This window comes from Dactylosporangium sp. NPDC006015 (genome assembly GCF_040614215.1).
GTDB lineage: Bacteria > Actinomycetota > Actinomycetes > Mycobacteriales > Micromonosporaceae > Dactylosporangium > Dactylosporangium maewongense.
This window is the reverse complement of record NZ_JBEXUD010000050.1, coordinates 66563-91532: the sequence shown is the minus strand read 5'-3', so window position 1 is coordinate 91532 and position 24970 is coordinate 66563. Positions and strand designations below refer to the sequence as shown.

Sequence of the window (24970 nt, the reverse complement as noted above, 5' to 3'; positions counted from 1 at the left end):
GACGACAAGATCGCGGTCGCACCGAGCTCCGTCACCGACTCGATCAGCGTGCGCAGGCGCGCGTGGACGGCGCCGTCGCGGACCGCGACCTGGTCCTCAGTGCCCCGGAGGAGGCCGGGCACCGGCGACAGGTCGCCGGTGACGTCGATGAGGCCGCCCCAGCGGTCGGGGTGTTCGAGGGCGGCGACCCGGCCGAGGCCCCAGACGGCGGCCTGCATGGGGTCGCGGACGTGGTCGCCGGGGCCGGTGCTGACGGCGCCGCCGGTGACGCACCACAGGGGCGCGCGGATGCCGGCGTCGCCGAGGGCCTGCACGAGGGTGAGGGTGTCGGCGACGCCTGCGGTGACGGGCGCCGGGCCGGGCGACGGGGTCGCGGACACGGCGAGGGTCGACACGACGCCGGTGAGGCCGGTCGCGGCGGCGGCGACGAGACCGGTCATCGCCGCCCTGTCGGTGTGCTCGGCGACGGTGAGTGTCCGGACGGTGGCGCCGGCGCGGGTCAGGGTGTCGTGCAGCGCCTCGTCTCCGGTGTGGGTGACGAGCAGCCAGGTGCCGTCGAGCGCCGCTCCGGTCGCGGGGAGGCGCTTCCAGGTCTCGCGGTAGAGCCAGCCGTCCACTGTGGAGTCGCGGCGGTTCTGGGTGAGCCAGAACCGGTCCCGCTGGAACGCGTAGGTGGGCAGCTCGACCCGCCGGCCCGGGAGGAACGCGGCCCAGTCCGGGGACCAGCCGGCGACGTGCGCGGCGGCGACGGCGGCCATGAGGGTGGCGGGCTCATCGCGCCCCTTGCGCATCGCGGGGATGCCGCCGACCAGCGCCGACAGTACCCCGTCGGGCCCGACCTCAAGGAACCGCGTCACGCCCTTCTGCTTGAGACGATCGGCGGCGTCGGCGAACCGGACCGTCCCCCGGACCTGCCCCACCCAGTACTCCGGGTCGGTCACCTCACCAACCGATGTCGTCGCGATCGGGATCTGCGGCGGGTTGAACGTGACGGTGTTCAGGACCTCGCGGAACGCGTCGAGCATCCCGTCCATCCGAGCCGAGTGGAATGCGTGACTCACCGTCAGCCGCCGCGTCTTGGCGAACCCCGCCGCCACAGCTGCGACGGCTTCCTCGTCGCCGGAGATGACGACCGCGTCGGGACCGTTGACAGCGGCCAGCGAAACACCCTCGACCAGCGCCGCGCGGACCTGCTCCTCCGAAGCCTGGATCGCCACCATCGCGCCACCCGTGGGCAGCTCCTGCATCAACCGGCCCCGCGCCGACACCACCTTGCAGGCGTCCTCCAGGGACCAGACCCCTGCGACATGCGCCGCCGCCAGCTCACCGATCGAATGACCGAGCAGGTGATCGGGTCGCAGACCCCAGGACTCCAGCAACCGGTACACCGCGACCTCAACCGCAAACAGAGCCGGCTGCGTCCACTGCGTCTCATCCAGCCGCGCATCATCCACCTCGACGAGCGCACACACCTCGTCAAACGCCGCAGCGAACACCGGGAACGCCTCGTGGAGACCGCGGCCCATCCCCGACCACTGCGCACCCTGACCCGTGAACAGCATGGCCGAAGCGGCCTCGAGGTCGGCGGTGCCGGTGATGACGTCCGGGTCGCGGAGGCCGGCGGCGAGGGCGTCCAGTGCACGGGTCAGGGCGGCCCGGTCGGTGCCGAGGACGACGGCCCGGTGCTCCAGGTGCGCCCGGGCCATGGCCCGGGTCCGGGCGATGTCGGCGGCGTCGAGGTCAGGATGGCCGGCGAGGTGCGCGGCGAGAGCGGCCGCCTGCGCCGGCAGCGCCTCGGCGGTGTGCGCCGACAGTGCCCACGGCAGCACCGGCGGCGACGGCGCCAGAGGCAGATCGTCCGCAGGTGCGGGGGCCTGCTCCAGCACGACGTGCGCGTTGGTGCCGCTGGCGCCGAACGCCGACACGCCGGCGCGACGGGGCCGGTCGACGGCGGGCCACGGCTGCGCGGCGGTCAGCAGCCGCACGGCGCCCGCGGACCAGTCGACCTTCGACGACGGGGCGCTGACGTGCAGGGTGCGGGGCAGGACGCCGTGCCGCATCGCGAGGACGGCCTTGATGACCCCGGCGACCCCGGCGGCGGCCTGGGTGTGGCCGAGGTTGGACTTCAGGGTGCCGAGCCACAGCGGCCGTCGCGGGTCGCGGCCCTGCCCGTACGTGGCGAGCAGCGCCTCGGCCTCGATCGGGTCGCCGAGGGTGGTGCCGGTGCCGTGCGCCTCGACGGCGTCCACATCGGACGCCTCCAGGCCGGCGTCGGCGAGGGCGGCCCGGATGACCCGCTGCTGCGCCGGACCGTTCGGGGCCGTAAGGCCGTTGGAGGCGCCGTCCTGGTTGACCGCGGATCCGCGCACGACGGCGAGGACCCGGCGCCCGCGCGCGACGGCGTCGGAGAGCCGTTCGAGGAGCAGGACGCCGACGCCCTCGCCCCAGCCGGTGCCGTCGGCGTCGTCGGAGAACGCCTTGCAGCGGCCGTCGGCGGCCAGGCCGCGCTGGCGGGAGAACTCGATGAACGACTGCGGGACCGCCATGACGGTGGCGCCGCCGACGACGGCCATGCCGCACTCCCCCGCCCGCAGCGAGCGGACGGCGAGGTGCAGCGCGACGAGCGACGACGAGCACATGGTGTCGACGGTGACGGCGGGGCCGCGGGTGCCGAACGTGTAGGCGAGCCGCCCGGACAGCACGGCGGCGGCGCCGCCGGTGAGCAGGTGCCCCTCGACGCCGTCGGGGGCGCCCTCGGTGGCGGCGCCGTAGCCCTGGTGGCTGGCGCCGACGAACACCCCGGTCTCGGTGTCGCGGATGCGGGACGGGTCGAGGCCGGCGTCCTCCAGGGCCTCCCAGGTGGTCTCCAGCAGCAGCCGCTGCTGCGGGTCCATGGCGAGGGCCTCGCGCGGGGAGATGCCGAAGAAGCCGGCGTCGAACGCGTCCGCGTCGTGCAGGAACCCGCCGTCGCGGGCGTACGTGCGGCCGGCGCGGCCCGGGACCGGGTCGTAGATGCGCTCGAAGTCCCAGCCCCGGTTGAGCGGCACGCCGCCGACGGCGTCGCGCTCGCCGGCGACGAGGTCCCACAGCGCGTCGGGGCCGGTGACGCCACCGGGGAACCGGCAGCCGATGCCGACGACGGCGATCGGCTCCCGGTCGCGCTCCTCGAACTCGCGGATGCGCCGGTTGGCCTGGCGCAGGTCGGCCGTCACGCGCTTGAGGTAGTCGCGGAGCTTGTCCTCGTTCGCCATCTCGCTCGGCTCCTCATGACAGCGTGCGGACGCCCGGCGGCCGGGCGGCACACGGTGATTGGTCGGCGCTGGGTGGTCGGTCGGGGTCCGGCGTCAGGCGCTGACGGCCTCGGCCGGCAGCTCCGCGCCGGGCCGCGTCGCCGGTTCTTGCGACACTCCGGTGGGGGTCGGCGAGAGGGCGGCGCGGGCGATCGCGGCGACCCGGGCGATCGTCGGCTCCCGCACGATCTCGCCGAGCCGGGCCATGAACAGCGGCTCGGCGGCGGCGCCGACGACGTCGCGGCAGACGGCGGCGACCATCGACAGCATCAGCAGCGAGTCGCCGCCGAACTGGTGGAAGTCGGTGTCGTCGGCGAGCCGGTCGGGGTCTGCGCCGAGCGTCGCGGCCCAGATCGCGGCGACGGCGCGGGTGACGTCGTCGCGGTCGGAGTGGTCGGCCGGGGACTCGTCGGCGCCCGCGAACGGGTCCGGGAGGGCCCGCACGTCGATCTTGCCGTTGACGGTCCGGGGCAGCTCCGCGACCACGGTCACGGTGGCGGGCACCATGTAGCGGGGCAGCCGTTCGGCCACGAACGCCTGCAGCTCGGCCGGGTCGGGCGCGGTGCCGACGACGTAGGCGCACAGCAGCTTGTGGTCGCCGCCGGGGCGGCTGCGGGCGAGGACCGCGGCCCGGCTGACCGACGGGTGGTCCTCGAGGGTCTGCGCGATCTCGGCCGGCTCGATCCGGTTGCCGAGGACCTTGACCTGGTCGTCGGCGCGGGTGAGGAACTCGACCACGCCGGTGTCGGTGACCCGGACGATGTCGCCGGTGCGGTAGACGCGGGTGCCGTCGGCGAGGCGCACGAACCGGGTCCGGGTCAGGTCGGGCCGGCCGCGGTAGCCGCGGGCCAGCTGGGCCCCGCCGACGTACAGCTCGCCGGCCTCGCCGGGGGCGACGAAGCGGTGCTGGGCGTCCAGGACGTGGGCGGTGCAGTTGTCCGGCGGCAGCCCGATCGGCACCCCGGCCGCGGTGTCGATGGCGGGGTCGAAGGTGTGGGCGAGGCATTCGATGGTGGCCTCGGTCGGGCCGTACAGGTTCATCACCCGGCATTCGGGTCCGAACATGTCGAGGGCCCGCAGGGCGACGCTGCGGCGCAGGACCTCGCCGGCGGCGGCGACGACCCGCACGGTGGCGGGGCGCACGTCGAGCTCGCCGATGAGCTCCAGCAGCGACGGCGTCATCGTCAGCACCGTCGGCGCGCCGTCGGTGAGCAGCGTGCGCAGCGTCGCGTGGTTGAGCTCGCCGTGCGGGAGCAGCACGGACCCGCCCGCCAGCAGCGGCAGGAACAGCGACGTACACGAGACGTCGAAGGCGAACGAGGTGAGCAGCGGCATCCGGGTCGACGCGTCGACCCCGAGCGAACGGGTCGCCCAGGCGGCGTAGTTGGCGAGCGAGCCGTGCTCGATCTCGACGCCCTTGGGGCGGCCGGTCGAGCCGGACGTGTAGATGACGTAAGCGAGGTCGCCGGGCTCGGTGGCGGGCTCGGTCCAGCCGGCCGGCGGCTCGCCGGACAGCTCGTCGAGCAGCACGGTGCGGCAGCCTGCCGGGACGACGGTCCGGGCGTCGTGCGGGCGCTGCACCAGGCAGACCGGGGCGCCCGCGTCGGTGAGGATGTCGTTGAGGCGGGCGTCGGGGTGCTGCACATCGAGGGGCAGGTACGCGGCGCCGGACCGCACGACACCCCAGATCGCGGCGACGGCGTCAGCGGTGCGGTCGGCGAGCACCCCGACGACGTCCTCCCGGCCGATGCCGAGGTCGCGCAGGGCGGTGGCGACGACGCGGGAGCGCCGGTCGAGCTCGGCGTAGGTGAGGTCGCCGTCGGGGCCGCTGACGGCGAGCGCGTCGGGGGTGGCGGCGCACTGCGCGGCGAACGCCGGCAGCACGGTGCCGAGCGCCGATGGCGCGGCGAACGCCGACGGCACGGTGCCGGGCGTCGAGGGCGCGGCGGCGGTCGTCGCCCGCAGCGCCGCCGGGGACAGGGCCTCCTCGATCCGGTCCAGCAGCGCGGTCGCCTTCTCCTCGATGCCGGGCCCGTCGTGCCAGCTGAGCATGATCTCGGTGTGCCCGGCGCACTCGACGACGTCGAGCTCGACGGGCCCGCCGGCGGGGCTGCTGGACAGCGAGTACAGGGCGGTCGCGGCGAACGAGGCGGTGCTGAACTCCTCCACGTCGACCCGGCCGAGGTGGGCGAGGGACGCGTGCGACGGGTACCGGTTCTGCTTGGTGGCCTTGCTCTCCAGGGCGCCGTTGATGAGCCGCAGCACCGGCTGCGGGATCTTCAGCACCGCCGGGTCGAGGCGGGCCTGCGCGTCGCGCTCCTCGGCGAGCATCGTGAGGAGGCGTTCGTGGGTCGCCTCCCAGTCCTGCCCGGCCGGCACGGTGAAGGGCAGGCTGTGGGAGAGGCTGGCGGTCGAGCGGGTCTGCGGGGCGTACCGGCGCAGGTTCACCGGCACCGCGAACTGGGCATCGCCGTCGCCGCACAGCGGGGCGATCGTGGTGGCCAGCCGGGCGATGAGCCCGGGGTGGTAGCCGTCGACGCTGCGGCGCAGCCAGAGGGTGCGGCGTTCCTTGCCGGGGGCGCGCCCGCCGAGCAGCGCCGGGTACTGCAGGCCCGGCGGGGTCGGCTTCTGCGTCAGCGGCGGCAGCAGGTCGACCTCGGTGACGGTGTCGGTGGCGCCGACGAGCGGCTCGCCGCGCAGGGCCCGGAACACGTCGCCCGCCCACAGCAGCACCCCGCCGGCGTCCATGACGGCGTGGGAGGCACGGAAGACGACCGCCGGCGTGGGGCCCTCGACGTGCAGCACCTCGCAGGTGGGGCCGCCGCGGTGCAGCAGCGGCTCCTGCAGCTCCGGCAGCCGGTGTACCGGCACCCCGCTAGCCTTCGCGGTGCGGACCGCGGGCGGCCGGCCGGTGTCGACCCACTCGCGGCCCTTGCGGGCCAGGCGGGTGCCGGGGCAGGCGTCCGATGCGGCGGCGACCGCCTCGGCGAGCCGGCCGGGGTCGAGCGCACCGGTGCCCTCGACCGCGACCTGCAGCACCGGCACGGTGCCGCGCGGGTGCGCCGCGATCCACCATTCGACGGGCGACACCGCCCGGCGGAACGTGGGGCTCTGATCGGTGGACGGCAAGTCAGCCTCCCTTTCGCCGCGCCGGCGAGCGACACCAGTCGCGTCCCGGCCGCCGCTGCGGCACGTCCGTGCGGCGGCGTCGACTTCTGCAGACGAAGTATGGTGCGCCGTCGCAGGTCGCAGCGGCGCCGACGACGATCTCTAGGAGAACCCTTAAGCCGCAACGCGTTTCGCGGCGCGGATGACGTCCTCGACGAGTTCCATGGTGCGCACCATGGACCGCAGCCCGGCCGCCTCGGCCGGGTGGCCGGCGCCGTGGCCGGCGGTGACGGCCGCGGTGAACGAGGCGATCGCGGCGGACCACTGGTCGCCGGCGGGCAGGACGAGCTCCTCGCTGTGGTCCTGCTCCTCGATGCGCAGCACCGGCTGCCAGGTCGCCACGGGCGTGAACGCCTTGTCCACGGTGAGCCTGGCGGCGCTGCCCCACAGGGTGTACGAGGCGCCGTAGGTGTGCTCGAAGCCGAACTTGACGTCGGCGAGGACCCCGGTGGCGGAGACCAGCAGCGCGTGCCCGGCCACGTCGACGCCGGTGCGGCCGTCGACGCGCAGGCTGCTGCCGGCCACCGTCAGGTCGTCGCCGAGCAGCAGCTGTGCGGCGCGGATCGGGTAGACCCCAGCGTCCAGGAGGCTGCCGCCGCCGAGGCCGGCGTCGTAGCGGATGTCGGTGGCGGGCAGCGGCGGGAAGCAGAACGCGCCGCTGAAGGACCGTAGCTGCCCGAGCCTGCCCTCGGCGAGCAGCCGCGCGACCGTGGCGTGCTGCGCGTGGTGCGGGAAGGTGAAGTTCTCCCGCAGCACCAGGTCGCGTTCGGTGGCGGCGCGGACGAGCTCACGGGCACCGTCGGCGGACGTCGCCGACGGCTTCTCCAGCAGCAGGTGCTTGCCGGCCGCGAGGACCTTCAGCCCCCACGGCACGTGCAGCGCGGTCGGCAGCGGCAGGTAGACCGCGTCGACGTCGTCGCGGGCCAGCAGCTCGTCGTAGCCGGTGGCGTCGCAGCCGAACTCGGCGGCGAACGCCTTGGCCTTCTCCGGGTCGCGGCTGGCGACCGCGGCGAGAGTGGCGCCGGGGTGCGCGACGAGGGCCGGGATGCTGCGCCGCCGCGCGACCGACGAGCAGCCCAGGATGCCGAACCGGACCGTCATGCGCCCGGCCTCGCCGCGGAGACGATGTGGACGCTGCCCCCGACGAAGACGTCCTCCTGGAACACCTTCGTGCTGAAGCCCTGCGCGTGCAGCAGCTCCACGACGGCGTCGAGGTTGCCGTCGACGGCGTGCACCTCGGCGACGACCCGGCGGACCCCGGCCCACTGCTCGGCGCGCAGCCCGCGCAGCACCGGCAGCTCCCCGCGCTCGACGTCGATCTTGAGTAGGCCGACGTCGGTGATGCCCTCCTCGTCCAGGACCTCGGCGAGGGTGCTGACGCGGACCTCGTACCGTTCGGCGCCCTCGCGGAACTCCCGCCAGAACTGCTCGCTCGCCTCGCCGTCGACGCCGAAGTTGCGCAGCACCGCGGTCATGTTGCGGTCGTCGTCGGCGTCGTCGCTGACGATCGTCGCCATCATCGTGTGGTTGGGCAGGAACGTCAGCTCGGCGGTGCCCGGCTCGGCGCCGAGCGCCACGTCGAAGACGCGGACGCCGGGCATCAGCCGGGCGGCGTTGTCGGCCAGGCACGCGTTGGTGCGGCGGGCCGGCTCGAAGGCGAGGACCCGCACGCCGGGGATCTTGTCGGTGAAGTACAGGGCGGTGAGCCCGATGTGCGCGCCGACGTCGATCACCACGTCGCCGGCGCCGAGGCCGGCGATACCGTCGGCGTAGGGCGAGTCCTCGCTCAGGCTGGGCCAGACCAGGACGTCCTGCGGGTTGGTGACGGCGACGAGGCGGCCGTCGTCCGGCAGCGCCACGCGCTGCGGCTCGGGCGGTGCTGCGGTCATGGTGGCCCAGTCCTCTCGGGGTTCAGTGGATAGCCGTGGCCGTCTGCAGCGAGGCCTCGACGCAGTCGGCGGCCGCGGCGGCGCCGCCGGCGGCCCGGGTGGCGTCGCGCAGCTCCAGTGCCCGGCGCCGGATCACGGTGTCGGCGAGCATCCGCTCGATCTCGGCGCGCAGCACCGGCGCGGTGAGCCCGTCGGTGGCAAGGACCCGGCCGGCGCCGACCTCGGCGATCCGGTCGGCGTTCGCCCGCTCCTCGGCCATCTGCGGCACGGCGAGCATCGGCACGCCGTGGTACAGCGCCTCCATGGTGCTGCCCATCCCGGCGTGGGTGATGAACAGGTCGGCGTGCTCCAGCACATGCAGCTGGGCGACGAACCGCCGCAGCTCCACATTGGGCGGCGGGGTGCCGAGCGCGTCGAGGTCGACGCCGTCGCCGACGGCGATGACGACGTGCCCGCCGAGGTCCGCGCACGCGTCCATGCAGGTGCGGAAGAACTGCGGGTTCTGGTTGTAGATGGTGCCGAGGGTGACGAGGATCAGCGGCCGGCGGTCGTCGGTGCGCTCCCAGGTGCCGAGGAACCTGCGCTCGAACAGGCAGGGCCCGACGAAGCGGTAGGTGTCGTCGAACGTCTCGCCGCGGAACTGGAACTCCCGCGGGATGAACACCACCCGCCGGGGCGCGCCGTCGCCGGTCAGCAGCTGCTTCGGGGTGACGTCGGTGCCGAGCTTGCGCAGGAAGCCGCCGAGGCGGGCCAGGAACAGCCACAGCCGCGGCTGCAGGGCGCTGAGTTTGGTGTACCGCTCGCTCATCGACCAGTGGTCGTTGGAGACGAGCATCGGCGAGACCTGCACGGCCGGGGTCTTCCACTCGGCGGCGAGCAGCCGGCCCCACCAGGCGGCGTTGTCGTAGACGACGGCGTCGGGCGGGTGCGGGAACGCGTCGCGCAGCACCGGCAGCAGCGCCTCCGTCTCGGCGAGGCTGGCGGCCATGGCGTCGACGAGGCTGCGGCCGGAGAACTGGAAGGAGCGGAAGTCGCCGGCGAAACGCTCCTGGTACTCGACGACGTCGGAGCTGACCTCGCCGGCGCGGGCCGCGTATTCGGCGGTGGTGGCGTAGGTGACGCGGTGGCCGCGGCGCAGCAGCTCGGCGGCGAGGCCGAGGGTCGGGTTGAGGTGGCCCGCCGACGGCGGGGTGAAGAAGGCGATGTGCGCCATCAGCCACCGTCCCGGGTCTTCGTCCACCGGAACGTGACCAGGCAAAGGATCGTGCCGAGGACGACCCAGCCGCCGAGGGACACCGCGACCCAGCCGAGCTGCCAGCTGTGCGCGGCCTCGTGGGCGGCGTAGCTGTCGGGCAGGAACACCGAGCGCAGGCCCTGGCACATCCACTTGAGCGGGAACACCGACGCGACCCACTGCAGCCACGCCGGCAGGTCGGTGAAGACGAGCGCGGCGCCGGAGATGAACTGCAGCACGAACGCGAACGGCGCGACGACGGCGGGCGCGGAGCGGCTGTTGCGGGGCAGCGACGACAGCGCGATGCCGCACAGGGCGCAGGCGGTGACGCCGAGGATGCTGACCCAGCCGAAGGTGAACCACGCGTCGGCGGTGCCGGGCAGGTGTGTGCCGTACAGCAGCACCGATACCGCGATCAGCACCGCGGTCTCCACGACGCTGGTGACGAGCACCATGATGACCTTGCCGATGAAGTACGCGGAGCGGGGCATCGGGGTGGCCGCGATCCGCTTCAGCCCGCCGCGGTCCCGCTCGATCGCGATCGAGATGGCCAGGGTCTGGAAGCCGGTGACCATGAGACCCGTCGCGATGATGCCGGGCACCAGGTAGTCGCTGTAGGTGACGCCGGGGGCGATCTCGCCGTCGAACATCGAGCTGAAGATGACCAGCGCGAAGACCGGGAACAGCAGGGAGAACACCACGGTCTCGGTGCCGCGGAAGAACTGCAGCAGCTCCAGCTGGCCGCGGTAGAGGCCGAGCGAGACGATGCGCCGCAGCCGGGCGCGGGGCAGGCGCCGGGCCGGTGCGGCGGTCAGGGCGGTCATCGGTCCTCCGTAGTCACAGCGGCAGTCACAGCGGCCGGGGTACCGGCGGCGCCGATCATCTGCAGGTAGACGTCCTCGAGGCTGGGCCGGTGCACGGTGAGCCCGGGCGCCTCCCCGCCGAGCCTGGCGTGCAGGTCCGCGGCGAACTTCGTGGGCGTGGTGGTGTGCACGGTCTCGGGCCCGTCAGGGCCCATCCACGACACGACGGTGGCCTCGGTGTCGCGGCCGCCGAGGGTCTGCGGCACGCCGATGTCGACGATGCGGCCGCCGGCGATGACCGCGACCCGGTCGGCGAGCTGCTCGGCCTCCTCCAGGTAGTGCGTGGTCAGCACGATCGTGGTGCCGCCGGCGGCCAGGTCGCGGATCAGCTGCCAGAAGTCGCGGCGGCTCTGCGGGTCGAAACCGGTCGTCGGCTCGTCGAGGAACAGCACCTCGGGCCGGCCGATGATGCCGAGCGCGACGTCGAGGCGGCGCTGCTGGCCGCCGGAGAGCTTGGAGGCGCGGGCGTCGCGCTTCTCGGTCAGCCCGACCCGGTCGATGAGCGCGTCGGGGTCCTGCGCGTCGGGGTAGTAGCGGGCGAAGTGCCGCACCACCTCCCCGACGTTGAGGTCCTCGAACTCGCCGGTGGTCTGCAGGACCACGCCGATGCGGGCCCGCCACTCCTCGCCGGCCCGGAACGGGTCCTGGCCGAGGACCTCGACGGTGCCGCCGTCGCGCGGGCGGAACCCTTCCAGGATCTCCACGGTGGTGGTCTTGCCGGCGCCGTTGGGCCCGAGGACGGCGAAGATCTCGCCGCGGTGGACCTCGAAGTCGATGTCGTGCAGCGCGACCGTTTCGCCGTACAGCTTGCGCAGCCCGCGCACCTCGATCGCCGGGCTTTCTCCGAGCGGCCTCACGGCGCCCCCTCATCTGTCGTTTGCAGCGTTTCGCGGGCAACGGCGCTGACCCCGTCGAGGGTCGGCCGGCGGATGATGCGGCCGAGCTCGGCCATGAACGCGGCCTCCCCGGCGGCGCCGACGACCTCGTCGCAGACCCCGGCGAGCATGGCCAGCAGCAGTACTGAGTCGCCGCCGAGCTGGTGGAAGTCGGTGCCGCCGTCGATCCGTCCGGGGTCGACGTCCAGAACCTTCGCCCACACCTTCGCCACGGCGTCGCGGACGTCGTCGGCGTCCTCGTTCAGGGTCGCGGCCCCGGCGAACGGCGCAGGCAGCGCCGACAGGTCGATCTTGCCGTTGGGAGTCTGCGGGAACGCGTCGACCCGGTGCAGGGAGGCCGGCAGCAGGTACCGCGGCAACGACCCGGCCAGGAAGGCCCGCAGCTCCTCCAGATCGGTGCCCGGGTATGCGGCGACGTAGGCGCACAGGACCTTGCCGGCGCCGGTCGGTGCGGGGCGGGCCACGACGACCGCCCGCTGCACCTCGGGGTGCGCCTCCAGGGCCGCGGCGACCTCGGCGGGTTCGACCCGGTGGCCGGCGATCTTCACCTGGTCGTCGGCCCGGCCGAGGCACTCGATCTCGCCGCTGGGCAGGACCCGGGCGAGGTCGCCGGTGCGGTAGACGCGGGTGCCGTCGGCGAGGCGCACGAACCGTTCGCTGGTGAGGTCGGGCCGCCCCCGGTAGCCGCGGGCCAGCTGGGCGCCGCCGATGTGCAGCTCGCCGGTCCCGCCCTCGGCGACCGGGCGCCGGTCGGCGTCCAGGACGTGGACGGCGCAGTTCGCGGCGGGCCGGCCGATCGGCACCGTGGCGGTGTCGTAGCGCCCGGCGTGGTGGGCGTGCACGACGCAGCCGACGGTGGCCTCGGTCGGCCCGTAGTGGTTGAACAGCCGGGTCCCGGACCCGAACTGGGCCTTGGCGCGGGCGGCGACGGCCGGGCGCAGCGGCTCGCCGCCGACGACCAGCAGGCGGAAGCCGGCGGGGGCGACGTCGAGGCGGCCGATGAGGTCCAGGTGCGACGGGGTGAGCTTCAGCGCGTTGGCCCCGGACTCCTCCAGCAGGTGCCGCAGGGTCACGTGGCTGGGCTCGCCGGGGACCAGCACGAGGGTGCCGCCGGCGAGCGTCGACAGGAACAGCGCCGTGTTCGGCAGGTCGAAGGCCGGCGAGGTGAAGAGCGCGAAGTGCGTGTCCTCGTCGACGGCGAACACCCGGCCGGCCCAGTCGGCGTAGTTGGCGAGGGCGCGGTGCTCGATCTCGACGCCCTTCGGCGCGCCGGTCGAGCCGGACGTGTAGATCACGTACGCCAGGTCGCCGCCGGACGGTTTCGCCGCGACGGGGTCGGCACCGTCCGCGGGCAGGTCGTCGAGGACGACGGTGGTGCAGCCGGCCGGGGTCCGGGCCGCGTCCGCCGCGCGCACCAGACACACGGCCGCGCCCGCGTCGGCGAGGAGGGCGGCGATGCGGGCGTCGGGGTGCCCGGCGTCCAGCGGCAGGTACGCCGCGCCGGCCTTCAGCACGCCCCACAGCCCGGCGATCGTCCACATGGAACGGTCGGCGAGCAGCCCGACGACCGCCCCACGGCCGACGCCACCGGCCACCAGCCGGGCCGCGACGACGTCGGAGCGGGCGTCGAGCTCGGCGAACGTCATCGAGCCGCCGGGCCAGCGCAGCGCCACGGCGTCCGGATGCGCGGCGACCACCTCGGCGAACCGGTCGACCACGGTCCAACCGGGCGCGGCGCCCACAACGGCGGGGCGCGGCGCGGGTGGTGCCAGCGACGAGGCGACGGCGTCCAGGACCGCCTCCATGCGTTCCTTGACGCCCGGGCCGTCCCGCCAGGTGAGGGTCAGCTCGGTGCGGCCGCCGCACTCGACGGTGTTGACCTCCGGCGCGCTGACCGCGGCGAGCAGCGGCAGCAGGTACGTGGTCCGCGCCTCGAACGTCGCGGTGGAGTGCTCGGCGAGGTCGGCGCGGCCCAGGTGCGACAGCACAGTCGCGGACGCGTGCCGGTCCTTGCGGCCGGACTCCATGAACCGGATCAGGGTCCGCAGCGCCGGGACAGGCATCTTCAGCAGGTTGGGGTCCAGCCGCCAGGTGACCTCGCGGCGCTGCGCCATCGCGGCGAGGAGCCGCTCGTGCAGCGCCTCCCACGGCTCGCCGGCCTCGAGGTCGAACAGCTCGGTCTGCAGCAGGTTGCCGGTGGTGCGGGTCTCCGGCGCGTGCCGGCGCAGGTCGAAGGCGACCGCGAAGCGCGCGGTGTCCAGGCCGTACGCGTCCCGCAGCGCGGCCGCGACCTTCGCCGTCAGCGCCGGGTGGTAGCCGTCGACGGTCCGCCTGGCCCAGACGGTGCGCCGGCCGCGGCCCGGCCGCCCGAGCGGCGACGGGAACCACACGTCGGGCTTGCTCTCGGCGTTGGTGATGCCGAGCCGGTCGAAGACGTCGCCGTCGGTGACGGTGCCGGTGGCGCCCGCGAGGGGCTCGCCGCGCAGGGCCCGGAAGACGTCGGCGATCCACATCGCCTTGCCCCGGCCGTCCATCACCGCGTGGGAGGCGCGGAACACCAGCGCCGGGCGGTCGCCGGGGCACCACAGCACCTCGCACCAGGCGCCGTCCGGCGTCGGCAGCGGGTCGTGCAGGGCGGTGACATCGGCGATCGGGCCGGTGCCGCCGTCGATCACCCGTACCCCTGGCGCGTGGCCGGAGTCGACCCACCACTGTCCCTGCCGTCGCAGCCGGCTGCCGGGGTTCGCGGCACCGGCGGCCGCCACGGCGGCGGTGAGCGCCGCGACGTCGACGGTGCCCGTGCCCTCGACGACGGTCTGGATGACCGGCGGAATCCGGCGCGGGTGCGCGACGAACCACCAGTCGGTCGCGGACACGGCCCGCCGGTAGCCGGTGTCCGCGGGCGCCGTCACCGCGTCCCGGACGTCCGCGGTCACCGGCCGGCTCCGCCGGTGGCGACGCTGACCAGCGCGGCGGTGAGCATGGTGTCGGCGCGGCGGCGGGCCAGCAGCGCGAACGCCGCGGTGAGCACGACCAGGTCCCAGCCGGGGACGTCGCCCCGCACGTCGGCTTCCAGCGGCCCGTTGCCGCCCGCGGGGACGGTGACGACGACGCTCACGCCGGCGGCGCTCAGCGTGCCGGTGAACCGGGTCCGGTCGCGGGTCACGTCCCAGCGCGCCCCGGGCAGGCCGGGGACGACGCTGCCGTCCGGGTCGAGCCGCAGCACGGGCGCGTCCTCGTCGCCGGCGCACGCCGCGCGGCGGCGCAGCCCGCCGCTGTGCACCGCGACGCTGCCCGCGGCGGTGACGGTCTCGCCGTGGCGGAAGCGGCGGTCGGCGGCGAGCGAGCCGAGCACGGTCCCGTCGGGCCCGGTGAGTATGTAGGCACCCCTGGCGTTGTCACGGCTGAGTGTCAGTGCGGTCATGGTGCCTCCCCGGTCGTGCTGGTGGGTGGATCGGTCAGCCGGCCGCGGGCACCAGTGCCCCGTCGCGGGCCTGGCGGGCGATGTCGCTGACCCGCGCCAGCGTGGGTTCGCGGATGATGCGGCCGAGCTCGGCCATGAACGCCCGCTCGGCGGCGGCGCCGACGACGTCGCGGGACACCCCGGCGAGCATGGCGAGCAGCTGCACCGAGTTGCCGCCGAGGTGGTGGAAGTCGGCCGCGGGGTCGAGGCGGGTGTCGCCGAGGCTCAGCGTCGTGGCCCAGATGCGGGCGACCGCCGACTGCACCTCGTCGTCCGTCGCGGCCACCCGCGCGGCCTCCTGACGGAGCGGGTCCGGCAGCGCGGCGACGTCGACCTTGCCGTTGGCGTTGTGCGGCACGGCGTCGATGACGGTCGTCGCGGTCGGCACCATGTACCGCGGCAGGTGCTCGCCGAGGAACGCGTCCCAGTCGGCGGCCTCCGCACCGGGTTCGAGCACCACGTACCCGTACAGCTGCTTGTGCTCGGCGCCGGGGCGGGTCCGGGCGACGACGACCGCGGTCCGCACCGCCGGGTGGTGTTGCAGGACCTCGGCGATCTCGGCCGGCTCGATCCGGTAGCCGTTGACCTTGACCTGGTCGTCGGAGCGGCCGATGAACTCCAGCTCGCCGTCGGGGCGCACGCGGGCCAGGTCGCCGGTGCGGTACACCCGGGTGCCGTCGGCGAGGTGGACGAACCGCTCGCGGGTGAGGTCGGGGCGGTTGCGGTAGCCGCGGGCCAGCTGGGCGCCGCCGAGGTACATCTCCCCGGTCTCCCCCGCCGCGACGAAGCGTCGCTGCGGGTCGAGCAGGTGCACGGTGCAGTTGTCCATCGGCAGCCCGATCGGCACCGCCGGGCCCGCGTCGTCGGCCTCGCCGCACTCGTGCAGCGTCAGCCCGACGGTCGTCTCCGTCGGCCCGTACATGTTGAGGACGCGGCAGCCGGGGCCGAACATCGACCGGGCCCGGGCCGCGACCGCCGAGCGCAGCTGCTCGCCGACGACGACGAGGACCTTGAAACCGGCCGGGCGCACGTCGAGCTGGCCGATCAGGTCCAGGTGCGACGGGGTCAGCGACAGCGTGTCGGCGCCCGAGTGCTCCAGCAGGTGCCGCAGCGTGAGGTGGTTGGGCTCGTCCGGGACCAGCACGAGCGTGCCGCCGGCGAGCATCGGGGTGAACAGCGCCGTGTTGGACAGGTCGAAGGCGAGCGACGTGAACACGGCGAAGGCGGTGCCGGGGCCGCAGCCGAAGCGGGCGGTGGTCCAGTCGACGTAGTTGGCGAGGGCGGCGTGCTCGATCTCCACGCCCTTCGGCCGGCCCGTCGAGCCGGACGTGTAGATGACGTACGCGAGGTCGCCGGGGGCCGGCGTGACGTCGACGGGCGGCACCCCGCCGGTGGCCAGCTCGTCCAGCCGTACGACGGTGCAGCCGGGGCCGGCGACGGGCCGCTCGGCGTATTCGCCCTGGACCAGGCAGACCCGCGCGCCGGCGTCGGCGAGCAGGCCGGCCAGGCGGGCATCAGGGTGCTGCACGTCCAGCGGCAGGTAGGCGGCGCCGGCCTTCAGCACGCCCCACATGCCGGCGATCGCCCACATCGACCGGTCCGCGAGCAGGCCGACGACCGAGCCGCGGCCGGCGCCGAGCTCCAGCAGCCGGGCCGCGACGACCTCGGAGCGGGCGTCCAGCTCGGCGAAGGTGAGGCGGCCGCCGGGCCAGCGCAGCGCCTCGGCGTCGGGCCGGCTCGCGACGACCTGGCGCAGCCGCTGGACCACGGTCGCCGGGTCGCCGGGCGTACCGGTCGCGTCCGTCGCGTTGCCGTCCCAGTGCCGGATCTCTTCCGGTGACAGGGCCTCGGCGACGGCGTCGAGGACGGCCTGCATCCGCTCCGTGCTGCCTGGGCCGTCGCGCCAGGTCAGGGTCAGCTCGGTGCGGCCGCCGCACTCGACGAGGTTCAGGTCGGGCGGGCTCGCCGCGGTGAGCAGCGGCACCGGGTACAGGGTGCGGGCCTCGAACCCGTCCGTGCAGAGCTGCTCCGGCTCGATCCGGCCGAGGTGCGCCAGGACCGTCGCGGACGCGTACCGGCGCTTCTCCGGCGGGCTCTTCTCCATGGCCTTCACCAGCGAGCGCAGGATCGGCCGGGGCAGCTTCAGCAGGCCCGACTCGATGCGGCCGCTGACCTCGCGGCCCTCGGCCATCGCGGTGAGGACCCGCTCGTGAAACGCCTCCCACGGCTCGCCGGCGGCGCAGTCGAAGAGCTCGACCTGCGACAGGCTGCCGGTGCTGCGGACGCCGGGGACGTGCCGGCGCAGGTCGAACGCGACCGCGAAGCGCGCCGAAGGCAGGTCGTAGGCGGCGGTGAGCGCCGCGGCGACCTGCGCGACGAGGCCGCGGTGGTAGCCGTCGACGGTCCGCCGGGCCCAGGCGGTGCGCTTCTCGCCCGCGGGCTGGCCGAGCGGCGACGTCCACTCGATCTTCGGGTTCGGCGGCTTCTGCTCCGGCGCCGGGAAGCGGGCGAAGACGTCGTCCTCGGTGAGGTCGTCGGCGGCGCCGAGCGGCTTCTCGCCGCGCAGCGCCCGGAACACGTCGGCGATCCACAGCGCCATCCCCGGCCAGTCCATGACGGCGTGGGACGCGCGGAAGACGACGGCGGCCGGGTCGCCCGGGCAGTACAGCACCTCGCACCAGGCGCCGTCCGGCGTCGGCAGCGGGTCGTGCAGGGCGGCCACGTCGGCGACGGCGACCCCGTCGGCGGTGCCGCCGACTGCCCGGACCCGCGGCGGGGTGCCGCCGGCGAGCCAGGCCTTGCGGGTGTACCGCAGGGCCGTGTCGGGGCAGGCCGCGGCCACCGTGGTGACGGCGGCGCGCAGCGCGTCGGCGTCGATCGACCCGGCCCCCTCCACGACGGTCTGGATGACCGGCGAGATGGTGTCCGGGTGCGCGAGCCACCAGCGGTCGCTGGCCGACACCGGTTTCCTGGAGGCACGGCCCCGAACGCTCATGGGTCCGTTTCTAACAGCGCCGGTCCTGGTGGATTCCTTAGAGCAGGCCCGGATCGGGCCGCCGCGGGCGGCCAAGACTGTGAAGACGACCAGTCGTGCTGTGCATCCACAGCCACGCACGCGGCGGCGTCGTAGCGTGCGGTCGGCGTGGTGGAGATCGTCGCCACGCCGTGCCCTGCAGCCGTGCGACGGCAGCACCGAGGAGGTGGCACGTGACTCGAGCATCTTCACTGCTGGATCTGCGCCGAGACCAGCCCGGAGCCGGTGACGGCCGCGGGTCGCTCGCCGAGCGGTTCACCGCGTCGGCGACGGCACAGGGCCGGTTCCGGTCCACCGACGAGTGCCTGCGCTGGCTCGGCGAGCAGCGGGAGCTGCAGTCGTACGCCGTGGAGCGCGTCCCGTTCGACAAGCTGCAGGGCTGGCGGTTCACCGAGGACTCCGGCAACCTGGTGCACCACAGTGGACGGTTCTTCACCATCGAGGGGCTGCACGTCGGCCTGCAGCCGTTCCGGGTGCCGTCGTGGACGCAGCCGATCATCGTGCAGCGCGAGATCGGCATCCTCGGCATCCTCGTCAAGGAGTTCGACGGCGTCCTGCACTGCCTGATGCAGGCCAAGATGGAGCCGGGCAACCGGAACCTGGTGCAGCTGTCCCCGACGGTGCAGGCGACCCGCAGCAACTACACGCGGGTGCACCAGGGCCGGGCGATCCCCTACCTGGAGCACTTCGTCGCGCCCCGGCGCGGGCGGGTCGTCGCCGACTCGCTGCAGTCGGAGCAGGGCGGCTGGTTCCTGCACAAGCGCAACCGCAACATCGTCGTGGAGGCCGACGCCGACGACGACATCGAGGTGCTGCCCGGCTTCTGCTGGATGACCGTCGGGCAGGTGCAGCAGCTGCTGGCGCTCGACGACGTCGTCAACATGGACGCCCGCACGGTGCTGTCCATCATGCCGTTCGCCCGGCCGGAGTCCGACACCGGCGGCGCCGACCCGTTCCGGTCCGCGCTGATCCGGTCCCTGGACCCGGAGGCATCCGCCGTACACACGGTGACCGACGCGATCAGCTGGCTGACGGAGAACAAGGCCCGCTTCGAGCTCACCCAGCGCCGCATCCCGCTGCTGGACACCGCCGGCTGGCACCGCGGCGCCGACGAGATCGCCCACCTGTCCGGCGGGTACTTCAGCATCGTCGGCGTCGACGTGCGCGCCAAGGACCGCGAGGTCGGCGCGTGGATGCAGCCACTGCTGCGGCCGGCGGCGCCCGGCCGGCTGGCGTTCCTGGTCCGGCGCATCGACGGCGTGCTGCACGTCCTGCTGCAGGCCCGGCCGGCCGCTGGCGCGCTGGACATCGTGGAGGCCGCGCCGACGCTGCACTGCACGCCGCAGACCTTCCGGACGCTGCCGACGGCGCACCGGCCGCAGTTCCTCGACTACGTGCTGGACGCGCCGCAGCGGCAGATCCGCTTCGACACGTGGCTGTCGGAGGAGGGCGGCCGCTTCCTGCACGCCCTCAACCGCTACCAGGTCATCGAGGTCGAGGACACGTTCCCGGTGACACCGCCGCCGAACTTCATGTGGCTCACCGTGCACCAGCTGATGACGCTGCTGCGCTTCGGCAACTGCCTCAACGTCGAGGCCCGCAGCCTCCTCGCGTGCCTGCACACCCTGTGGTGACAGCGGCACCGGTCCTCGGCGTCCTCGGGGGCATGGGCCCGCTCGCCTCGGCGGCGTTCCTGCAGACCGTCTACGAGGTCGCCGTCGAGCAGGTCGCGCCGGCGGCGGAGCAGCAGCTGCCCCGCTGCCTGCTCGACTCCGACCCGGCGATGCCGGACCGCACCGAGGCGATCCTGTCCGGACGCACCGAGGAGCTGACCCGGCTCGTCTCCGACCGCATCGAGGCGCTCGTGCGGCTCGGCGCGACCCGGGTGGTGATGACGTGTGTCACCGCGCACCACCTGATCGACCGGCTCGACCCCGGCCTGCGGGCCAGGCTGATCTCCGTCGTCGACGCGGTCTTCGCCGAGCTGGACGTGGCGGGCGAGGGGCGGTTCCTGATGCTCGCGACGACCGGCACCCGCAAGGCTCGCACGTTCGAACGGTCGGCCCACTGGCCGGCGGTCGCGCACCGGGTCGTGGTCCCGCCGCCGGACGCCCAGGACGAGATCCACTACCTGCTCTACCGGCTGAAACGCGAACCGGTCAGCGCGGAGCTGGTCGAGCGCTTCGAGCGCCTCGCGGACCGCTTCGACTGCCAGGGCGTCATCGCCGGCTGCACCGAGATGCATCTGGTCACCCGCTGGCGGCGGGCGCACGGTGGGGGTCCGGTCGTCCTCGACCCCCTGCTCGGCATCGCCACCGGCCTGAGGAAACTCACGGACGAGGAGACTGACTGATGTTACCCACCGCTCAGCAGTACTGGCGGGATCTCCTGCACGGCTTCGAGGAGCCGACGACACTGACGCCGCAGCGGCAGGTCCGGCGGCCCGGCGCCGTGCACGCGGCGTCGGTGGCATGGGATCCCGCGCAGACCGCGCAGCTCACCGCCGCCGCCGGGCGCCTCGGGCTGCGCGCCGAGGACCTCGTCGTGGCCGCGTGGGGGCTGCTGCTGGCCGTCCAGGCCGGCGCCGACGACGTCGTGCACGGCGCGCTCGTCGACGGCGACACCACCGAGCCCGTGCCGGTCCGCGTCCGTCCCGTCCCGGCGCGGCTGCTGTCGGCGCACCTGCGCGACGCCGCCGAGCAGTACGCGGCCAACGTCCGGCACGCCGGCGTTCCCGCCTCGCAGCTGCCGCACAGCACGTCGCTCGTGCGCTGCGGCCGGCCGGTGCCGGACCCCGCGGACCTGGTGCTGTTCCAGGCCGACCTGGCGGGGCCGGGCGGGCGGCTGCGGCTGAGCGCGCCGGCCGACCTGCTCACCGAGGCCGACGTCCGGCTGCTGCTGGTGCACGCCAGCCAGCTCCTCGCCGCCGTCGCCGCCGCGCCGGTCACGGCGCGGCTGCGCGACGTCGGCCCGCAGTCAGGGTTCGAGCGGCACCGTGCGGTGCGGCAGTGGAACGCGACCACCACCGGCCGGGAGGCCGGCCGCTGCATCCACGAGCTGTTCGAGCGGCAGGCCGCACTCACCCCCGACGCGGTCGCCGTGCTGCAGGGCGCGGACCGGCTGACCTACGCGCAGCTCGACGCCGCCGCCGATCGCCTCGCGCGCCGCCTCGCCGCGGCCGGGGTCGGCCCCGGCGACTTCGTCGCCCTGCACCTGTCCCGGACGGTACAGACCGTGGTGGCGCTGCTCGGCGTGCTCAAGGCCGGCGCCGCCTACGCCCCCGTCGACGCGGCGCAGCCGGTGGAGCGCATCCGGGGGCTGCTGCGGACGCTGCGGGTGCCGGTGGTGCTCACCGACCCGGCGGCGCTGCCGACCGTGCACGCCGTCACCGAGGCGGTGCCAGCGGTCCGGGAGGTGCTGTGGCTCGGCGCGCCCGGCCTCGGCCCCGACGACACCTGGGCCCTCGCCGAGCCCGCCGCCGACGCCCCGGCACCGCGCCGGGCGGTCGACGCCGACGTCGCGTACGTCATCTTCACGTCCGGCTCGACCGGCACGCCGAAGGGGGTCGTGCTGACCCACGCCCCGGTGGTCAACCTCATCGACTGGGTCAACGAGACGCACGCGGTCGGTCCCGCCGACCGGGTCCTGTTCGTCACCTCGCTCGGCTTCGACCTATCGGTGTACGACGTCTTCGGCGTCCTCGCCGCCGGCGGCAGCATCCGTGTCGCCTCCGACGCGGAGGTCCGCGACCCGCAGCGGCTGCTGACCGTCCTGGACAGCGAGCCGATCACCTTCTGGGACTCCGCCCCGGCGGCGCTGCAGCAGCTGGAGCCGCTGTTCGCGCTGCGCGCCGCGACCACCGCCAGCCGGCTGCGGCTGGTGTTCCTCAGCGGCGACTGGGTGCCGCTGACCCTGCCGGACGCGGTCCGCGGCGCGTTCCCCGGCTGCGAGGTCGTCGCGCTCGGCGGCGCCACCGAGGCGGCGATCTGGTCCAACTCGTTCCCCGTCGGCGCCGTCGACCCGGCGTGGACGAGCGTGCCGTACGGCCGCCCGATCGCCAACGCGCACTACTACGTGCTGGACGCCGCGCTGCGGCCCGCCCCGGTCGGCGCCCCCGGCGACCTCTTCATCGGCGGCGACTGCCTGGCTCTGGGCTACCACGGCGACGCCGAGCTCACCGCGGCGAAGTTCGTCCCCGACCACCTGTCGGGGCGGCCGGGCGCGCGGCTGTACCGCACCGGTGACCGCGCCCGGTACTGGGCGGACGGCACCATCGAGTTCCTCGGCCGGCAGGACCAGCAGGTGAAGGTCCGCGGGTTCCGCATCGAGCTCGGCGAGGTCGAGGCGGCCCTGGCGACGCTGCCCGGGATCGCCACCGCCGTTGCCGCGGTCCACGGCGCCCGCGCGGACGCGCAGCTCGTCGCCTACGTCGTGCCGGAGCCCGGCGTCTACCCGGACCCGCGCGACATCCGCGAGCACGTCGCCACGCTGCTGCCCGCGTACATGGTGCCGGCGCACGTCATGACCCTGGACGAGCTGCCGGTGACCGCCAACGGCAAGCTGGACCGCCGCGCGCTGCCGGAGCCCGGCGACGACGGGCCGGCCCGCCCACCGTACGTGGCGCCGTCGACGGCCGCGGAGAAGGCGATCGCCGCGACGTGGGCGGAGCTGCTCGGGGTCGACCAGGTCGGCCTCGACGACAACTTCTTCGACCTCGGTGGGCACTCGCTGCTCATCACCCAGCTCATCGCCCGCCTGAAGGCGACCCTGGAGATCGACGTGCCGGTCCGTGCGGTCTTGGACCACCAGACGGCGGGCGCGTTCGCCGCGGTCGTCGAGGCGGCGCTGATCGCCGAGCTGTCCGCACCGGCCGACGCGGCCGTCTGAGAGAGGAACCTCCCATGAACGACGCCTTCCGCGTGGTGCGCAACGACGAGGAGCAGTACTCAATCATGCCGTCGGACATGACGAACCCGCCCGGGTGGCGGGACGAGGGCACCGTCGGCACCCGCGCCGCCTGCCTCGCCCGCATCGGCGAGGTGTGGACCGACCTGCGGCCGCGCAGCCTGCGCGAGTCCGTCGCGGCCCGCGCCGCGCAGTAGAACGGCCAACGGGCCGGCACCACCGACGGGAGGAGTCGGGGTGCCGGCCCGTTGCTGTGCGCCGGTGGGGTCAGTCCGAGGGGGTTGCGGACTGATCCCGGGCGCTGATCAAAGCGGTGCGCAGCGTCGCGGACACGGCCCGCGCCTGGGCGAGGGCGTCCTCGATCCGGTCGACCCGCCCGGCGGTGCCGGTGCACCGGGCGACCTGGACGGTCCCCCGCAGCTCGTCCAGCAGCTGCGTGACGTGCCGCAGCGCGGCGTCGTCCAGCGACGGCAGCGGGGCCGGCGGCAGTGTGGACGGCGCGGTCACGTGGCTCGCCGGTAGAGCGTGCCCTCTTCCCACACCAGGTCGACCTTGTCCCAGCCGATCGCGGTGGCGGCGTCGGGGAAGAAGCCGCTGCCGTTGAAGTTCGCGCTCGTGTTGCACAGCACGGGGACGCCGCTGGCCTCGTGGTACGCCCGGAGGATCTCGGTCAGGTCGGGGTCCTGCGCCGGGCTCACGGTCTGCAGCCGGGCGGTGCCGTCCAGGTGCAGCACTGCCGGGATGCGCTCGACCCACGCCGGGCGCACGTCGTGCTCGAACAGCATGTACGGGTCGGGGGTGCCCGGCGAGAAGATCTCCGGGGCGTGCTCCTCCAGGCAGATCGGGGCCACCGGGCGGAACGGCTCGCGCCGCTTGATGTCGTTGAGCCGGTCCTTCATCGCCGCCTCGACGGGGGCGGCGAGGATGCTGCGGCCGCCGAGGGCCCGCGGCCCGAGCTCGGCCCGGCCGTTGAGCACCACGACCGGCTCGCCGGTGGTGTGCAGCAGCCGGCCGAGCTCCGCCGGGGTGCACGGGGCGGCGGACCAGCCGGCCGGGATCTGCGGCGTCGGCTGCAGGCGCGGGCCGGAGCGCACGTGCCAGTCGATGGCGCGCAGGCCGCCGGTGACGCCGAGGTGCGCGCAGGCGGTCCCGATCGCCGAGCCCGAGTCGTCCGGGAACGGCGGCACCCACATGGCCTTGATCATCGGGTGCCCGCGCAGCGCGCTGTTCCACTTGATGTTCAGCGCGCAGCCGCCGGCGAAGCAGAGGTTCCAGGGCTCGTCGCCCTTCCACGCCCGGATCTTCGCGGTGACCCGGTCCATCAGCAGTTCCTCGAGGAACTCGTGGACGGTGGCGAGCACGTCGTCGTCGCTGACGCCGAGCCGGGCGACGTCGGCGGCGACGTCGTCGAGGAACGCGTGGACGTAGCCGTGCGACGGCTCGCCGTTGCTGCCGCAGCCGATGATGGCCGCGCGGTACTTGCGGACCCGGTCGGTGTCGGCCTCGAAGTGCTCGTGGAACCGCTCGGCGAGGACGCCCTTCACCGCGTCGCTCGGCTTGCCGTAGGCGATGTACGCCATCAGCTTGCCGGCCACCGACAGGTCGTCGACGTTGCGGGACTTGTCCCGCCGCGCGTACGGGCCCCAGTGCTGCGACGCCATCGAGTACGTGTGACCGATCAGCGGGAAGACCTCACCGCCGGGCTCGATCCGGCCGCGTCCGTCCACACAGTACAGACGCGGGAAGCAGCCGCCGTCCCAGACGAGCACCATCGACGGCTCCTGCCGGACCGCGAACGGGCTGGTGCTGTAGGCGACGGACAGGTGGCTGGCGACGTGCACGAAGCTGGTGAACGGCCGGACGGTGCCGTCGATGTTCAGCTCGCCGCGGTGGGCGGGGCGGCCCGGGTCGGGCACGGCGGGCGTCTCCCGGTAGGGCGCGACGGTCAGGTCGACGGCGCCGGCGATCGTCTGCACCTTGATGTGGCCGTTGCGGGCACCGTCCCAGCCGTCGACGACCCAGTGGTCCACATCGGACACCTGGTAGCCGTGGTCCGCCAGGATGCGCGGCACCAGCTGCAGGTCGTCGAAGTTGCTGTACCGGGAGTTGTTGTCCAGCTTCTGCATCTCGATGTTGAACTCGAGACGGTCGCCGTCGATCAGGGCGATGCCGCCGCTCTGCGTGAATTTGAGCCCGGCTGTGATCACGTAGGCCTCCTGTGCCGTGCC

Annotated in this window: 16 protein-coding genes; 4 read left to right on the top strand and 12 right to left on the bottom strand. The window is 74.4% G+C overall.

From position 1 onward, the window contains the following. From ABZ321_RS48720 to ABZ321_RS48675, 10 genes are all read right to left on the bottom strand, one after another. Positions 1–3251: type I polyketide synthase (locus ABZ321_RS48720; RefSeq protein WP_354903223.1), on the bottom strand; the 3251-nt coding region annotated here is incomplete at its 3' end. Between the two features lie 93 nt (positions 3252–3344). Beyond that, entirely contained in the window at positions 3345–6419 is a 3075-nt protein-coding gene (locus tag ABZ321_RS48715) for a non-ribosomal peptide synthetase (RefSeq protein WP_354903221.1), read from the bottom strand. A gap of 153 nt (positions 6420–6572) precedes the next feature. Further along, positions 6573–7559, bottom strand: coding sequence for a Gfo/Idh/MocA family oxidoreductase (locus tag ABZ321_RS48710; protein ID WP_354903219.1), 987 nt, complete (start codon positions 7557–7559; stop codon positions 6573–6575). Next, positions 7556–8347: an FkbM family methyltransferase gene (locus ABZ321_RS48705; protein WP_354903217.1), complete on the bottom strand. Its 792-nt coding sequence runs from the start codon at positions 8345–8347 to the stop codon at positions 7556–7558. The genes ABZ321_RS48710 and ABZ321_RS48705 overlap by 4 nt, the downstream gene beginning before the upstream one ends. A gap of 22 nt (positions 8348–8369) precedes the next feature. Beyond that, positions 8370–9560, bottom strand: a complete 1191-nt coding sequence (locus ABZ321_RS48700) for a macrolide family glycosyltransferase (RefSeq protein WP_354903216.1) — start codon at positions 9558–9560, stop codon at positions 8370–8372. Further along, positions 9560–10405, bottom strand: a complete 846-nt coding sequence (locus ABZ321_RS48695) for an ABC transporter permease (RefSeq protein WP_344506624.1) — start codon at positions 10403–10405, stop codon at positions 9560–9562. Before ABZ321_RS48695 ends, ABZ321_RS48700 begins: the two co-directional genes overlap by 1 nt. After that, positions 10402–11301, bottom strand: coding sequence for an ABC transporter ATP-binding protein (locus ABZ321_RS48690; RefSeq protein WP_344506626.1), 900 nt, complete (start codon positions 11299–11301; stop codon positions 10402–10404). Before ABZ321_RS48690 ends, ABZ321_RS48695 begins: the two co-directional genes overlap by 4 nt. Then, positions 11298–14276 carry a non-ribosomal peptide synthetase gene (locus ABZ321_RS48685; protein ID WP_354903214.1) on the bottom strand — a complete coding sequence of 993 codons (2979 nt, stop codon included), beginning with the start codon at positions 14274–14276 and terminating at the stop codon, positions 11298–11300. Before ABZ321_RS48685 ends, ABZ321_RS48690 begins: the two co-directional genes overlap by 4 nt. After that, on the bottom strand, positions 14273–14764 hold the full coding sequence (locus ABZ321_RS48680; RefSeq protein WP_354903212.1) for a hypothetical protein: 492 nt from the start codon (positions 14762–14764) through the stop codon (positions 14273–14275). Before ABZ321_RS48680 ends, ABZ321_RS48685 begins: the two co-directional genes overlap by 4 nt. A 34-nt stretch (positions 14765–14798) precedes the next feature. Continuing rightward, positions 14799–17798, bottom strand: a complete 3000-nt coding sequence (locus tag ABZ321_RS48675) for a non-ribosomal peptide synthetase (RefSeq protein ID WP_354903210.1) — start codon at positions 17796–17798, stop codon at positions 14799–14801. 212 nt (positions 17799–18010) lie between these two features. Between ABZ321_RS48675 and ABZ321_RS48670 the strand changes: the two genes are divergently transcribed. From ABZ321_RS48670 to ABZ321_RS48655, 4 genes are read left to right on the top strand one after another with little or no spacing between them, the layout of a single operon-like run. Next, a complete protein-coding gene (locus ABZ321_RS48670; protein WP_354903209.1) occupies positions 18011–19471 on the top strand; it encodes an NDP-hexose 2,3-dehydratase family protein in 1461 nt (486 codons plus the stop codon). Then, positions 19450–20190: an amino acid racemase gene (locus ABZ321_RS48665; RefSeq protein ID WP_354903207.1), complete on the top strand. Its 741-nt coding sequence runs from the start codon at positions 19450–19452 to the stop codon at positions 20188–20190. Before ABZ321_RS48670 ends, ABZ321_RS48665 begins: the two co-directional genes overlap by 22 nt. Beyond that, the gene (locus tag ABZ321_RS48660; RefSeq protein ID WP_354903206.1) at positions 20190–22724 is read left to right on the top strand and encodes an amino acid adenylation domain-containing protein; all 2535 of its coding nucleotides are present in this window, start codon (positions 20190–20192) and stop codon (positions 22722–22724) included. The genes ABZ321_RS48665 and ABZ321_RS48660 overlap by 1 nt, the downstream gene beginning before the upstream one ends. 14 nt (positions 22725–22738) lie before the next feature. After that, positions 22739–22939 (top strand): MbtH family NRPS accessory protein, encoded by a 201-nt coding sequence (locus ABZ321_RS48655; RefSeq protein ID WP_344506640.1) that lies wholly within the window; start codon positions 22739–22741, stop codon positions 22937–22939. 70 nt (positions 22940–23009) lie between these two features. Here ABZ321_RS48655 and ABZ321_RS48650 read toward each other — a convergent pair whose 3' ends face one another. Together ABZ321_RS48650 and ABZ321_RS48645 are read right to left on the bottom strand one after the other, a co-directional pair. Continuing rightward, a complete protein-coding gene (locus ABZ321_RS48650; protein ID WP_344506642.1) occupies positions 23010–23249 on the bottom strand; it encodes a hypothetical protein in 240 nt (79 codons plus the stop codon). Further along, on the bottom strand, positions 23246–24949 hold the full coding sequence (locus ABZ321_RS48645) for a carbamoyltransferase N-terminal domain-containing protein (RefSeq protein WP_354903204.1): 1704 nt from the start codon (positions 24947–24949) through the stop codon (positions 23246–23248). Before ABZ321_RS48645 ends, ABZ321_RS48650 begins: the two co-directional genes overlap by 4 nt. Between the last annotated feature and the right edge of the window lie 21 nt (positions 24950–24970).

Coding starts and splice junctions, on each gene's coding strand:
- ABZ321_RS48710 (WP_354903219.1), bottom strand. CDS start 7,559: ATGACGGTCCGGTTCGGCATCCTGGGCTGCTCGTCGGTCGCGCGGCGG.
- ABZ321_RS48705 (WP_354903217.1), bottom strand. CDS start 8,347: ATGACCGCAGCACCGCCCGAGCCGCAGCGCGTGGCGCTGCCGGACGAC.
- ABZ321_RS48700 (WP_354903216.1), bottom strand. CDS start 9,560: ATGGCGCACATCGCCTTCTTCACCCCGCCGTCGGCGGGCCACCTCAAC.
- ABZ321_RS48695 (WP_344506624.1), bottom strand. CDS start 10,405: ATGACCGCCCTGACCGCCGCACCGGCCCGGCGCCTGCCCCGCGCCCGG.
- ABZ321_RS48680 (WP_354903212.1), bottom strand. CDS start 14,764: ATGACCGCACTGACACTCAGCCGTGACAACGCCAGGGGTGCCTACATA.
- ABZ321_RS48675 (WP_354903210.1), bottom strand. CDS start 17,798: ATGAGCGTTCGGGGCCGTGCCTCCAGGAAACCGGTGTCGGCCAGCGAC.
- ABZ321_RS48660 (WP_354903206.1), top strand. CDS start 20,190: ATGTTACCCACCGCTCAGCAGTACTGGCGGGATCTCCTGCACGGCTTC.
- ABZ321_RS48655 (WP_344506640.1), top strand. CDS start 22,739: ATGAACGACGCCTTCCGCGTGGTGCGCAACGACGAGGAGCAGTACTCA.